Genomic DNA, 13,185 nt, shown 5'->3' on the forward strand with positions numbered 1-13,185 from the left:
GAAGGAAAAAACTTGATAAGTCAGATACTCCAAATGAATTTCCTGCAGTTGCTATACTTATTTTTCCGAATTCCGTCGATACTGAATCAATGTATATTTGACCTTTCCCGGTTCGGCTTACAATAAAGCCCTGTGATACATCGGGTTGCACCGATGCTATCTGTGTCAGTATCTCGCTCAGGTAATGATCTGATCCATCGGCAATATGACCTTTGCTATCTGATACTGCATAGGTCAGTGACGGGCGAGAGGAGGCGTAACGAAGCAGCGCTGGCGACGGCGTTATTGCAAGTTCGCCGGACACGTTGCGTGTAAGAGATTTCTGGATAAGCGTTTCGGTCGTAATGTCGGCGATATCAGTATAGCTGCTGTCAGGAATGAAAAATGGATGCAGAAAGACAATAAGAAGGACGCATGTGACCTGTACTCCAAGCAGAAGCGCGGTAATGCGCATACGGAGAGAGGTGAAACGGGGAACCCACATTTCAGGATTGATCCAGCAGATAACCTACTCCGCGAACGGGGAAAATGGCGATACCCGCCTCCAAAACGGCCAGACGAACGCGCAGCGTGATATATGTGCATCAAGAGTATTGGGTTGGACGTCGTCATCGAAGCCATATACTTCTTCAATCAGGGTTTCACGTCTGACAACACGCCCGGCACGCCGTATAAGTGTTTCCAGTACTGCAAGCTCGCGTCGCTTGAGCGTGACAGGGACTCCGTCGACCGTTACTTCCCGTGTTGAAGGATGAAATCCGACCCGACCGCAGATCATGGGAGGCGTATCCTCTGCGCCCGGTCGGCGTAATGCTGCCCGTACCCGTGCAAGCAGCTCCGCCATATCGAAAGGTTTGGCAAGATAATCATCAGCACCCTTGTTCAGGCCGAGCACACGATCCTGCACGGCATCAAGGGCTGAGAGCACAATGACAGGCGCACCGGGCTGCTGTGCACGAACAGTGCGGATCAGGCTGAGACCATCTCCATCCGGCAGGCGACGGTCAAGAAGAACGAGCGCATAAGAAGCGAGGGCGAGCATCTCTGTGGCCTCATCCAGTGAATGCGCGCAATCAACGGCAAATCCGGCTTCCTGGACGCTTCTGATCACGAGAGCAGCCATGTCCAGCTCGTCTTCAATCAGCAGGATACGCATGGGCTGTATTCCGTATGGTGTCGGTCTGGTCAGGAGGCATTATTCAAACCTGCAAAGCGTGGGGCGTACTGGCCACATGTGCAGCGGAGCGCCTAACAGAGCCGGATTGCAGTAACAAGCGAGGATCACACGCGCTCGTGTAATTCACCTCCGGCATATGCGTGATTCATTATCCAGCCGGTGCTTGCGGCTTGCCTTTTGCGGAAAAAAAAGCCATATCGCGCCCGTCTGACTTTTCCTCCGGTTCTGCCTGAGGGAGAGGGTAAGGCAATTCGCACGTATGACGACAGACTCTCTGGTGCACGCGAAAGCGCGCGATGTCATACGGAGGCACAACCAGAAGAACAGGAATTTGCATCATGGCGATGCCCGAATTCACCATGCGTCAGCTGCTCGAGGCCGGCGTTCACTTTGGTCACCACACGCGCCGCTGGAACCCGGCGATGGCACCGTATCTCTTCGGTATCCGCAACCAGGTTCACATCATCGATCTGCAGCAGACCGTTCCCCTGCTCGACCGCGCCCTTCAGGCCGTTCGTAATACGGTTGCCGGTGGCGGGCGCGTGCTGTTCGTTGGCACCAAGCGCGCTGCAGCCGAGCACGTTGCTGAAGCCGCAACCCGTTGTGGCCAGTATTACGTCAACCACCGCTGGCTTGGCGGCATGCTGACCAACTGGAAGACCATCACCGGTTCGATCAAGCGTCTGCGCCAGATCGACGAGATGCTCTCCGGTGATACGCATGGTCTGACGAAGAAGGAAATTCTCGACATCACCCGTGACCGCGAAAAGCTTGAGCGCTCGCTCGGTGGTATCAAGGAAATGGGCGGCCTGCCTGACATCCTGTTCGTGATCGACACGAACAAGGAAAAGCTGGCGGTTGAAGAAGCAACAAGCTCGGTATCCCGGTTATTGCTGTTCTCGACAGCAACTCTGATCCGGCTGGCGTGACCTACCCGATTCCGGGCAACGACGATGCCATCCGCGCCATCACCACCTATTGCGACCTCGTGGCGCAGTCGGTTCTGGACGGCATTTCGGCTGAAATGGCTGCTTCAGGCGTTGATTTCGGCGCTTCTGAAGAACTGCCGGTCGAGACAGTTGTTGAGGAAACGACGGCTGAAGCTCCGGCTGAAGCCTGATCTGCGTGTGGAGAGCTTCCGGGCTCTCCCGGCATCTGACTATTTTGGGCGTGCCCGGCTGAAAGGCTGCGGCGCGCCGTTTCATTCCTGAAGGAGTATGGAACATGGCGGAAATCACTGCTGCCCTCGTTCGTGAGCTGCGCGAAAAGACCGGCGCTGGCATGATGGATTGCAAGAAGGCCCTTACAGAAGCCGCTGGCGACATGGACGCTGCCATCGACTGGCTGCGCGCCAAGGGTCTGTCGCAGGCTGCCAAGAAGTCCGGCCGCACCACGGCTGAAGGCCTTGTGGCGGTTGCTTCTGGCAAGAACAAGGCCGCTATGGTCGAAGTCAATGCCGAGACCGACTTTGTGGGCCGTAACGAGGCGTTCCAGGCTTTTGTTGAGTCCGTAGCCCATGCTGCGCTTGAAGCCGGTGACGATCTCGAAGTCCTGTCACAGGCAAAGCTGCCTACGGGCCGTACTGTTGCAGAAGAGCTGACTCATCTGATCGCCACGATCGGTGAGAACATGTCGCTGCGTCGTGCCAAGGTTCTGACCGTTCCTTCAGGCATCGTTGCGTCCTATGTCCATGGCGCACTGCGTCCGGGTGTTGGCAAGATCGGCGTTCTGGCCGCTGTCGAAGCCCCTTCGGAATCCGAAGCGCTTCTGACGCTGGGTCGTCAGATCGGCATGCATGTCGCAGCAACCCGGCCGGCCGCCCTCGAAGTGGCCAGCGTCGATCCGGAAGCCCTGGAGCGTGAGCGCCAGGTTCTGATCGAGCAGGCTCGTGAGTCCGGCAAGCCGGAAGCCATCATCGAAAAAATGATCGAAGGTCGTATCCGCAAGTTCTATGAAGAAGTGGTTCTTCTGGAGCAGGTCTGGGTTCATGACGCGAGACGCGCGTTGCCAAGGTTGTCGAGAAGGCCGGTGCCAAGCTCGTCGCTTTCGAACGCTTCCAGCTCGGTGAAGGCATCGAGAAGGAAACCAGCGATTTTGCTGCCGAAGTGGCTGCTGCTGCTGGCGCTGATCATCTGATCAGGCAACAAATCGAGCGCGGTACATGAATTTTGAATGTGCCGCGATCGTCCTCTCCGCCCGCCGCTACGGCGAGGGCGGGGCAGTGGTCCATCTCTTCACTGAAGAGTATGGCCGCATAGCCGGTCTGGTGCGTGGCGGTTCGTCACGGCGTCAGGCTGCGCTCTGGCAACCGGGTAATCTCATTCTTGCCCGTTATACTGCGCGACTTGCTGATCAACTGGGGCAACTTGGCGGAGAAATGGTTCAGGAGACAGCCGTCAGGCTTCTGGATCGCCCCTTGCAACTAGCTCTTGTTCAGTCTGCTGCAGAGCTGGCTGATGCTGCGCTGCCTGATCGTGAGCCTCATCCGGATTTTTTTCTGCGCACTGTGCGCGATCTGACGGCATTTTGCGTGTTGAGCGACCCCGCTCCTGTTATCGATTATATCCGCTGGGAAGCGGCATTACTCGCAACGCTGGGTTATGGTCTGACGCTTGATTGCTGTGCGGTTACCGGCGACAGAGAAAATCTGCGCTACGTTTCCCCCAGGACCGGGCGGGCCGTGAGCGAAAGCGGGGCAGGGCAATGGATCGACCGTCTTCTTCCACTCCCTGATTATCTGCGTCCGGATGGAAATGATGATGGTGCTGATAATCCTGCGCTCTGGGCGCAGGGCCTGTCTTTGACCGGATATTTTCTTTCCCGTCATCTCTTTGGTACACGCCACCGCCCTGTGCCTGCATCCAGGGAAAGACTTGAGGCCAGGATTAGAGCAATGTGCCCGGTTTCAGCAATCAGTCACGAGGATAGTGCCCTCTGATGACACAGGAAGTCGTCTGTAGAAAAAAGTGACAAGCCGCTCGAAGATCATGTGGGGCAGAGTCAGGGCAGCAAGGAGCTGAAAAGTAATCTGGACACTGCGCATCTCATGGGATCCCGCAAAAAACGGCCACAGAGCCAGTGCAATCATCCCGGTTGCGAGGGTAAGAGGCAAAGCATGCAGCAGGGCTGTCTGCCATGAAGCGATACGGCTCCATCGTATATCTTTTATCAGGGTGTTGATGTGGGCGGGTGCATGGATGAACACGAAATAGAGCATGAATGCCTGCAACGGTTGGCATAGCCAGAATATGATAGCCAGGCCGGTCATCAAACACAGATGGTGTCGTCTTGTATCCTTTTGGCAGGTAGCCAGGTCGAGAGCGACAGATGCTATCCATAGAGGGGCTAGTGTCACAAGCCATAGCGGTGGTGAGCTCAGGCTTTCTGGCAGCACCATGGTACTCAGCAGAGCAGCTGTTGCATCAGGGCGCAAAAGACAGGGCAGAATGAGCGGCGCGCCACCCCAGGCCAGTACGGATGCAGGTGAAATATTTCCAGCCTCTCTTTCCATCCCGAAATGGCAAAGAGAAAGAACCAGAAACGCGTTCAGCGTTCCCACGGGCCAGACATGCCAGCACCAGAGAACCATGCCAACAAGGAACAGGTAAGGCAGGGCGAATGAAGGGAACCACCAGGATCTGAAGCGGTGCCGAAGTATCTCTCTCGCCATCTCGCCATCCAGAGCCCCATGGGGGAGACCAAAGATGGCAATCATGGCGAGAGCAGGTAGGGGAGATCCCAGCCAGAGTGAAGCCATCGCACCAGAAATGGCGAGACTCCAGTAGGTCTGTTCGAACAGGCGGTTGGAGAGAGGTGAAGGCCTTGTGAGCAAGACTTCCCCTCCTGTCTCAGACTGTCGTCAGTTTCCGGTCGTCAGACAGGCTGAGGAAACCAAATCCGACCTTGGCCAGAACATCTGTCACAGCAATGACGAGAACACTGGCGGAGTCAGTCACGAGACCAAGCCCGTCGGGGGATAGTGCGAGAATGACCGGATAAACCATCCAGAGGATAGACAGAACTGCAGCGCTGCGTTTGTACGCTGCCTGCACTGCAGGCAGTTCAAGCCGGTTGGCCTGAAGCTGCGAGACCCAGATGACATAATAGACGCCCAGAAACGCAATGCAGGACAAGATAAACCAGATCCAGCGGCTGATGACGTTCTCTGAAGCACTGAACGCGAAAGCCGTGATAACCATGATGATATCGGCTGCTACGGCACCGAGAAGCAGGTCAGTTCTTTTGCGTCCGCGGAACATCCCCAGGCAGCCAAGGCCGATGAGAAGGAGCGGTGTGGTGAAAAGCCAGTCGATGTACCGTCCGAACCAGAAGATACGCGTTGTATTGGCCGCTCCTGCCAGAGTGGCATCGGTGGGGAGGAGCAGGGCACCCTGACCGGTAGCCATAGCCACATAGAGGCAGCCGGCGATGATGGGCACTATGCCGTGCGAGAGGCTCATGACCCCTTCGGTTTCCGTACGTCGTTTACCGAGCAGGAGGAGCGCCGTCCCTCCGGCAAACATGATCAGGGCAGTCAGCCATAGAACGGTCTGGGTCATCATCGCTATCTTTCACGCAGAGAAGAGATTGCTGAACGAGTCCTGACACAAAAGTTGTAGAACTTCCCATCTTGACCGATCTTTTGGGTCCCTTTTTCGATCTGCAGGTCTTTTCCGGACCAGAGATAACTGTCTGGACGCTTCAGGCAGAAACCAGAACAAAAACGGGGTATTTGCACTGGACATTGTCCGGGGCACCGCCTTATCTGCCTGAAACAAGAGGGCGTGAGATGAGTCAGGATCTGGCAGGACATATCGAGGATACGAAACTCGCTGATGCGTTGAGCGAGCGATATATCGCCTATGCGATGTCAACCATCATGCGCGTTCCCTGCCGGATGTGCGTGATGGCATGAAGCCGGTCCACAGGCGCATACTCTATGCCATGCAGCAACTGAAACTGGATCCCAGTTCGGGCTTCAAGAAATGTGCCCGGGTAGTTGGTGATGTTATCGGTAAATTCCATCCCCATGGCGACGCGGCTGTTTATGAGGCACTGGTACGTCTGGCTCAGGATTTTGCTGTGCGCTACCCGCTTGTCGAGGGGCAGGGTAACTTCGGTTCAATCGATGGCGATAATGCGGCTGCCATGCGATATACCGAGTCCCGTCTGACGGAAGTGGCAAAGGCGCTTCTGGAAGGGATCGAGGATGATGCTGTCGATTTCCGCCCGACATATGACAACGAGGATGCAGAGCCTGTTGTCCTGCCAGGTGCTTTCCCGAATCTCCTTGCCAACGGGGCAGCGGGTATTGCCGTCGGTATGGCTACGTCCATACCACCGCATAATGCCGCAGAAATCTGCCGTGCCGCACGCCATCTGATTGATGACCCCAAGGCGTCTGTCGAAGCGCTCATGCAGTATATGCCGGGTCCGGATTTTCCGACTGGTGGAGTGCTGATCGAAGAGGCGCAGAGCATACGCAGCGCCTACGAGACGGGGCGAGGCAGCTTTCGTACCAGAGCACGCTGGGAGGTTGAGCAGGGGCGTTTCGGGACCTGGACAGTTATTGTAAACGAGATCCCCTATCAGGTGCAGAAAGCGCGTCTGATCGAGCAGATTGCCGAGTTGATGGAGCAGAAGAAACTGCCTCTGCTCGCGGATATACGCGATGAAAGTACGACGGATATCCGTCTTGTTCTCGAGCCGAAAACCAAGGGAATCGAGCCCGAAGTGCTGATGGAAACGCTTTTCCGCGTTACGGCACTCGAGAGCCGCTTCAGCCTCAACATGAACGTGCTTGATGCCAATCGCGTGCCCAGGGTTATGGGACTGCGTGAAGTTATCCAGTCCTGGCTCGACCATCGTGAGATCGTGCTGGTTCGTCGCTCGACCCATCGTCTGGCTGCCGTTGAACGACGCCTGGAGATTCTTGAAGGCTTTCTGGCAGTTTATCTCAATCTTGATGAGGTCATCAGGATCATTCGCGAGAGCGATGAGCCCAAGCCGGAACTGATGCGCGTTTTCAGCCTGACAGATCTTCAGGCAGAATATGTGCTGAACATGCGTCTGCGTTCACTGCGCAGATTGGAGGAAATCGAGCTCCGCAAGGAGCGTGATGCGCTTCTGAAGGAAAAGGCGAGTCTTCAGGGATTGCTTGGCAGCGAGCGCAAGCGCTGGACCCGTATCGGCAAGGAACTCGAAGCGACTGCAATCAGGTTTGGTGATGGCGCACTTGGTGCCCGTCGTACGCAGATTGCGGCACCTCCTGCACCCATAGATCTGAGTGTTGCCATTCAGGTCGATCGTGAACCGCTGACGGTACTCCTGTCACGCGAAGGCTGGGTGCGAGCGGTAAAGGGACATGGCATTGATCCTGAGAGTCACAAGTTCAAGGAAGGTGACGCCTTCGGACTTTCGCTCGAATGTCAGAGCACGGAGCGCCTGTGTCTTCTGGCGAGCGGGGGTCGTGTCTTTACGCTCAAGGCGGCCGACCTGCCGCGTGGGCGCGGTTTCGGCCAGCCGATCCGCGTACTGGCTGATCTGCCTCAGGACGAAGACATCGTTGCGTTTTTTGTGCTTGATGAAAACGGACGTCATATCCTTGCCAGTGAGAGCGGGCGTGGTCTGATCATACGTGATGTCGATATGGCGGCAGAAAAACGGACGGGTAAACAGGTACTGACCCTTCGGATGGTGATCGTGCCTCATTCTGTGTTGCCCTTACCGGCGATCAGGTCGTTACCATGGGAAGTAACCGAAAAGCACTTTCCTTCGCTGTATCGGCCTTGCCGGAAATGACCAAGGGTATGGGGGTAACCATACAGAAATTGCCACCTGGTCAGCGTCTCGTCGATCTGCGCGTTTTTTCAAGCGAGGAGGGACTGGTGTGGCATGAAGGGCAGAAGCCACGTAATGCAGCAGATCTTGCCCTGATTTCAGGCAAGAGAGCCGATCAGGGCAAGGCAGCGCCGCAATGGATGACACGCAAGGCGGTCACCCGGAGCTGACGCCTTTTGTGAGGTCAGGGTTTCTGAGGGGGATGGCGTTGCCATTGCCCCGCCTTGAGGATCTCGGCTGGCTGAAAGCGTGATTTATAGCCCATCTTGGCGCTGCCTGGCACCCAGTAGCCCAGATAGAGATAGGGTTTGCCACGCCTTGCTGTCTCTTCGACCAGCCAGAGAATTGACGCCGTACCGTACGAGCGTTGCGGATCATCCAGACAATAGAAGGTATAGACGGCTGAAAGCCCGTCTGACAGCATGTCTATCAGTGATACGCAAACAAGTCGGCCCTCTCTGGTGCGGAACTCGAAAAGACTGGTTTCGATCGGACTCGTTTCGATCATGGCCTGATAATCGTCCAGCCCCATGAGTGCCATGTCGCCATCGCTGTGACGTTGTTCCTGATAGGAGCGAAAAAGGTCATATTGCTCGAGCGTGGCGACGATCGGGCGTTCCACAACAGTCAGATCAGCATGGCTCCGACGGATGCGACGCATGGTACGATCCGGCTGGAAACCGGAAACGGGAAGACGGATCGGGATGCAGGACTGGCAGTTACTGCAGACTGGTGCGTAAACGATGCCATGGCTGCGCCGGAAACCGGCGCGCGAGAGTCTGTCATGGAGCAGGTCGGCGTCGACACCGCTCAGTTCGGTCATCACCTTGCGTTCAGTACGCCCTGGCAGATAGGGGCAGGGCGAGGGTTCTGTGGTGTAGAAAAGCTGAGGACGGTGTGCAGACATGACCATCCTGTCCCTCTCCTTCACAATGTTGGGCGTATCCGAGCGATCACACTCCATCCTTGCATAATTTACGACGAAATTCGGCGTTGCAAGATCGCACCCTTTGAATTTCGAGAGAATACGCTAACGTTATGAATGATGACCTGGCCTGTTACGCTATTTGACTATTTCATGCTCGTATTGCGACTCAGTCTTGCAGTGACGGTGACGCTTCACGTTCTCAGAACGAAACAGAATACAGCAGCATGTGCAGGATGGATCGGTGTGAGCTGGCTCATGCCTGTCTGCGGCGCGCTGCTCTATCTCATGTTCGGTATCAATCGTGTTCAACGTCTCGCGCGACGTCTGGTCAATGATCACCGCTGGCGGGGTCGTGGTCTGGCCTATAACGCCCATTACCGCATGAAGGGCGATTTCGCACCATTGGCCCGGATGGTCGGCAGACTGACCGAGCGTCCTCTTCTGGGCGGTAATTCGGTTACCTGTCTGCATGATGGCGATAATATCTATCCGCGTATGCTGGAAGATATTGCCTCGGCTCGTCGCTCGGTTCTGCTCTGCTCCTATATATTCAGGGCAGACCGGATCGGCGATCAGTTTGTCGAAGCTCTTGCGGCCGCTCAGAAGCGAGGGGTTGAGGTGCGCGTACTGGTGGATGGTATTGGCGGCGGATATTTTTACAGTGGGATTGTCAGGGCCTTACATCGTCGTGGTATCGCCTGTCAGCGCTTCATGCATTCGCTTCTGCCGTGGAAAATGCCGTTTATCAATCTTCGTAATCATCGCAAGATACTGATCATTGACGGACAGATCGGTTTTATGGGCGGACTGAACATAGGTGAGGAAAACCTGCGCCGTCTGCGAACAAAACATCCAGTTGCCGATACGCATTTCCGGCTCGAAGGTCCGGTGGTGCATCAGCTTACCGAGGCGTTTGCCAGTGACTGGTCCTTCACCTGCGGCGAGCAGCTTGACGGGGAGATCTATTTTCCTGAACTGAAGCGTCAGGGCGATATTCCCATGAGAGTCGTGACGTCCGGGCCAGATAATGATCTGGAGAAAATCGAATTTTCGATGTTGCAGGCTATCGCGCTGTCCCGCCGGTCGGTGCGTCTGATGACGCCTTACTTTCTGCCTAATGAACGTCTGGTTTCTGAACTCTGCCTCGCGGCGCTGCGAGGTGTGGAAATCGATATCATTCTCCCCAGACGCAGTAACCATCGTCTGATTGATTATGCGCGTGATGCCAGCCTGGCGCCCTTTCTGACAGCTGGCTGCCATGTATGGATGAGTCGTCCGCCGTTCAATCATGCTAAACTCCTTGTTGTGGATGAAGCATGGTCGTTTGTCGGCAGCAGCAATATCGATGCGCGCAGCCTGAGACTGAATTTCGAGATCAATCTTGAAATCTATAGCGACTTAGTCGCGCAGGAGCTCAATGCGTTTATGGAGCGGCACCGCACAAGGCGCCTGACGCATCATGCGATTGACAGTGTCAGTACCACCCGAAAGATCAGAAATGCTGCGGTAAGGTTATTCAGCCCTTATCTCTGAGACGCTGCTTCTGTCTCAGACGCTGGAAAAACGTGCTGTGCCGGTCGGGAGCCTCGAGTCTGAGTCTGACCTTTATCGGATGATGATCCGAGCTCTGGTTGGGCAGAACAGCGGTCTCCAGAGCGGTCATTCCCCGCACCATGCAGCGGTCGATTCGTATTGGAAGCATGTCGGCCATGCGATGGGTTGGTGCTCTTGGGCCAACATCCTGAAATCCCGGCATCAATGCAGGACCGACAAGATTGAAGTCACCCATAACGAGCGCGTGATGCCGGAGCATGGGCGCAACATGGCGCAGCTGCCGTCTGTTCAGGATCTGACCGTGGGAGAGATGGACATTGGCGATCGAGAAGGAGCCGAAATCGATCAGCTGAGCCGTACGGCGCACCATGAGCCCCGAGGGCAGGGCGCAGGAGACCGGTGCACGCGCAAAGGGGAACCGGCTCCAGCATGCCGTGCCATGTATGCGATCGGGCAACGGAATACGGGCATAATACCCCCCCATTATCTCCGGCAGTCGATCGAACGCGCCAATGGCTTCCTGCATCAGGAAGATATCCGGTTTTACATTTCTGGCGAGTGCCACCACCTCGTCGAGCGGGGCGCCTACGGCGCGCAGCAGGTTCCAGCTCAGAATGGTAAAACTCTGGCCAATCTGCGGAACGTTCCCGCTTTCGGAAAGTATGTTCTGATCAGCAAGGGAGTGGCTCATTACTGCAGTTTCTTTTCAGTCTGATAGGCGCCACGAGCAAATTCCGTCGTCAGTGTATAGCCGACTCCAAGCAATACCGGACCAAGAAAAATGCCTAGTCCACCTAACGTGACAACTCCGCCAAGCACACCCAGAACGGTAAGGAGATAAGGGAGCTGTGCACCACGCGCGATAAAGGCGGGACGTATGATATGATCTGCGCCTGAAATGAAGATGATGCCGTATCCGGCAAGAAAAAGGCCCCAACCGAGATGATGGTGCATGGCGAGCCAGATAGCGGCAGGTGCCCAGACGAGCGGGGCGCCGACCGGTAACACTGCGACAAAGGCAGCCACGCCGCCCAGCAATACAGGCGCAGGCACACCGGAAATGAACAGGCCTATCGCGGTCAGTACGCCCTGAACGATTGCCGTGCCCAGAATGCCATAAACGGTTCCTCTTATCACCCCGCCGATGATCGTGATCAGCCGGTCGGCATAGTTGCCCGTGATGCGCGTCAGAACAGCATGGATAACCCTTCCTAGGGAGTCTCCGCTGATCCAGAAAAACAGGGCGATGAACAGGGCCATCACGAGCTCTGCCAGGCCACTCGCCATCTGCATCAGGGCCTTGAGAGCATAATGGGCAATCTGCCCGGCATAGGGATGGAGTGCTTCGCCCAGCCCTTTGACATCGTGGCTCCAGTGCAGATAGGCATTTGAGAGTTGTGGACCGATCGCTGGTACCGAGATCAGCCAGTCAGGGGCCGGATGGGTACGGCTGAGTGCTTCTATCTCGTTGTTGACGCCTGCAATGATCAGCGGCAGATCAGCCAGTCCTGTTGAAGTCAGAAGGGCAAGCGGCATGACGATGGCAACGGCGCTGCATGTCATCATTACAACCGCCGCAAGAGAGGGCCGCATGTGGCGACGCAGGCGTTTGAAAAGTGGCCATGTTGTGAATGTGAGAATGGCGCCCCAGAGAATGGCAGAGAGAAACGGCCATAATACGACGCCGCAGCCATAGGCTACGCCCACGAGCAGCAAACCAAGCATGATGCGTTCGGTCGTCACAGAATCTCCCGTAGAACTTTCTGGCAGCAGTTGACCAGATTATCTTTCTGCCTGCTATCGTGCGGGTCTCGTCCTTTCTTGCAAGGCCCGTTCATGACGCCGGCACCTCTCATTGACGTCCAGACCCTCATGGCGCTTCCTCCACGCCGATACCGCTATCTCGACGCCTCGATCCTTCTTCCCGGTCAACAGGGGGATATGGAAAGGGCGTTCAGGGAACTAGCGTTCCGGAAAGCCGATCGTTTCCGCATTGACGAGATATGCGACAAGGACAGTCCTCTCCCGCATATGGTACCAGGAGCCGGGTTATTCGCGACTTTCATGAAAAGCCTTGGAATTGGCCGTGAAACCGGACTGATCTTCTATGATCAGAAAGGCAGCATCGGGGCATGTCGCGCCCATTGGATGGCCTCGTTGTTCGGCCATGATGCCGTTCATGTACTTGATGGCGGTCTGGAGGCACTTGTTCGTGACGGACATGATCCCGGCGAGGTACCTGAACCTGCCGGCCCCGTGCAGGAAAATTATTTTCCGTGCACAACCTATGCAATGCTTGCCGGCAAAGGTGATGTTCTGGCTGCATTGATCGATCCGGCCACGATCATTCTTGATGCACGCAGCAAGGCGCGGTTTGACGCCGTCGCCCCTGAGCCAAGGCCGAACATGCGTGGCGGTCACATGCCCGGTGCCGTGAATCTGCCTTTCGGCGAGTTGCTGGATGAAAGGGGGTGCTTTCTGCAGCCTGAGGCACTTCTGGCGCGTTTTCAGGATCGTGGCGCTGGACAGTGCCGCGTCATTACCAGCTGTGGTTCCGGACTTACAGCGGCCACCATCACCATGGCGTTGCGTGTGGCAGGACTGGCGCCGGGTCAGCTTTATGATGGGTCATGGGCGGAGTGGGGCAGTGATCCCATGACGCCGATCGAGGTTTCTTAGGAGACAA

The 13,185-nt window shown here is 56.1% G+C and carries 9 protein-coding genes and 3 pseudogenes; 6 read left to right on the top strand and 6 right to left on the bottom strand.

Features of this window, described 5'->3' with window-relative positions; all coding sequences use genetic code 11:
* Nucleotides 1-508 precede the first annotated feature (508 nt).
* Nucleotides 509-1,156 (bottom strand): response regulator transcription factor, encoded by a 648-nt coding sequence (locus JCM25354_RS16035; RefSeq protein ID WP_199899887.1) that lies wholly within the window; start codon nucleotides 1,154-1,156, stop codon nucleotides 509-511.
* A gap of 359 nt (nucleotides 1,157-1,515) precedes the next feature.
* Here JCM25354_RS16035 and rpsB point away from each other — a divergent pair.
* From rpsB to recO, 3 genes and pseudogenes are all read left to right on the top strand, one after another.
* Nucleotides 1,516-2,297 (top strand): annotated as a pseudogene (gene rpsB, locus JCM25354_RS02300) (30S ribosomal protein S2).
* Nucleotides 2,298-2,401: 104 nt separating this feature from the next.
* Nucleotides 2,402-3,342, top strand: a pseudogene (gene tsf, locus JCM25354_RS16040) (translation elongation factor Ts).
* Nucleotides 3,339-4,115 (top strand): DNA repair protein RecO, encoded by a 777-nt coding sequence (recO, locus tag JCM25354_RS02310; RefSeq protein WP_025884812.1) that lies wholly within the window; start codon nucleotides 3,339-3,341, stop codon nucleotides 4,113-4,115. Before tsf ends, recO begins: the two are co-directional and overlap by 4 nt.
* Here recO and JCM25354_RS02315 read toward each other — a convergent pair.
* Both JCM25354_RS02315 and JCM25354_RS02320 read right to left on the bottom strand, forming a co-directional pair.
* Nucleotides 4,083-5,009: a Brp/Blh family beta-carotene 15,15'-dioxygenase gene (locus JCM25354_RS02315; RefSeq protein WP_025884813.1), complete on the bottom strand. Its 927-nt coding sequence runs from the start codon at nucleotides 5,007-5,009 to the stop codon at nucleotides 4,083-4,085. The genes recO and JCM25354_RS02315 overlap by 33 nt on opposite strands.
* 16 nt (nucleotides 5,010-5,025) lie before the next feature.
* Nucleotides 5,026-5,739, bottom strand: coding sequence for a bacteriorhodopsin (locus JCM25354_RS02320; RefSeq protein WP_025884814.1), 714 nt, complete (start codon nucleotides 5,737-5,739; stop codon nucleotides 5,026-5,028).
* 227 nt (nucleotides 5,740-5,966) lie between these two features.
* Between JCM25354_RS02320 and parC the strand changes: the two are divergent.
* A pseudogene (parC, locus tag JCM25354_RS16045) lies at nucleotides 5,967-8,187 on the top strand (DNA topoisomerase IV subunit A).
* Between the two features lie 14 nt (nucleotides 8,188-8,201).
* Here the strand turns inward: parC and JCM25354_RS02330 are convergent.
* Nucleotides 8,202-8,930 (bottom strand): arginyltransferase, encoded by a 729-nt coding sequence (locus JCM25354_RS02330; protein ID WP_025884815.1) that lies wholly within the window; start codon nucleotides 8,928-8,930, stop codon nucleotides 8,202-8,204.
* 129 nt (nucleotides 8,931-9,059) lie between these two features.
* Here JCM25354_RS02330 and cls point away from each other — a divergent pair, with 129 nt between their 5' ends.
* Nucleotides 9,060-10,478 (top strand): cardiolipin synthase, encoded by a 1,419-nt coding sequence (cls, locus tag JCM25354_RS02335; protein WP_025884816.1) that lies wholly within the window; start codon nucleotides 9,060-9,062, stop codon nucleotides 10,476-10,478.
* Here the strand turns inward: cls and JCM25354_RS02340 are convergent.
* Together JCM25354_RS02340 and JCM25354_RS02345 are read right to left on the bottom strand one after the other, a co-directional pair.
* A complete protein-coding gene (locus JCM25354_RS02340; protein WP_025884817.1) occupies nucleotides 10,462-11,190 on the bottom strand; it encodes an endonuclease/exonuclease/phosphatase family protein in 729 nt (242 codons plus the stop codon). The genes cls and JCM25354_RS02340 overlap by 17 nt on opposite strands.
* On the bottom strand, nucleotides 11,190-12,242 hold the full coding sequence (locus JCM25354_RS02345; RefSeq protein ID WP_025884818.1) for an AI-2E family transporter: 1,053 nt from the start codon (nucleotides 12,240-12,242) through the stop codon (nucleotides 11,190-11,192). The genes JCM25354_RS02340 and JCM25354_RS02345 overlap by 1 nt, the downstream gene beginning before the upstream one ends.
* Before the next feature lie 93 nt (nucleotides 12,243-12,335).
* On the opposite strand from JCM25354_RS02345, the gene JCM25354_RS02350 reads away from it, so the two are divergent.
* The gene (locus tag JCM25354_RS02350; protein ID WP_025884819.1) at nucleotides 12,336-13,178 is read left to right on the top strand and encodes a sulfurtransferase; all 843 of its coding nucleotides are present in this window, start codon (nucleotides 12,336-12,338) and stop codon (nucleotides 13,176-13,178) included.
* The last annotated feature ends 7 nt before the right edge of the window (nucleotides 13,179-13,185 follow it).

Source organism: Asaia prunellae JCM 25354 (assembly GCF_000613885.1).
GTDB lineage: Bacteria > Pseudomonadota > Alphaproteobacteria > Acetobacterales > Acetobacteraceae > Asaia > Asaia prunellae.